The following is a 473-nucleotide window of genomic DNA, read 5'->3' on the forward strand; positions in this document are numbered from 1 at the left end:
ATGAGAGATTGCCGACATGGACAGAGAGACTTGGTCTTTGGTTAAACGGCAGCAGGCTCGGCGGTCGCAACGGCTACCTTGTCAAATACTGTGATGAGAAACGTTGCATCGCCAACATCTTCATCGAAGATGTGCTCGCATATTTCGAATTCCTGCGTGCCTTAGCGTGGCTGATCACGGAGGACGGCAGAACAGCCGATGCCGACCGACAAAAGGTGAAAGGCAATGAAGGCGAGCATAGTTCCTGCTCCGCTTGGTTGTTTGCGGAACCGGACCGAGTGTTGGAAAATGAAAGTTGGGGACAGTGCTCTCCGGCAGTTGATTGCAGACGCATCACAATGCGTATTACTCCGACTCAACCGCGCGGGAAAACCAATGGCGAAGAAACCCAATGAGACTACGAGCAAGAAAGTTGCTTCGACGGCATCCAAGTTGCTTCGTTCTAACAGCTCCTCAAAGGCAGTCAAATCGGT

General features: G+C 51.8%; 1 protein-coding gene. It reads left to right on the forward strand.

Annotated features, from left to right (window positions below; genetic code table 11):
* The coding region (locus EN780_RS39515; protein ID WP_189557173.1) for a hypothetical protein at positions 1-395 on the forward strand (395 nt) is incomplete at its 5' end.
* Positions 396-473 lie beyond the last annotated feature (78 nt).

The sequence above is a fragment of the Mesorhizobium sp. M4B.F.Ca.ET.089.01.1.1 genome, assembly GCF_004022605.1.
Lineage (GTDB): Bacteria > Pseudomonadota > Alphaproteobacteria > Rhizobiales > Rhizobiaceae > Mesorhizobium > Mesorhizobium abyssinicae.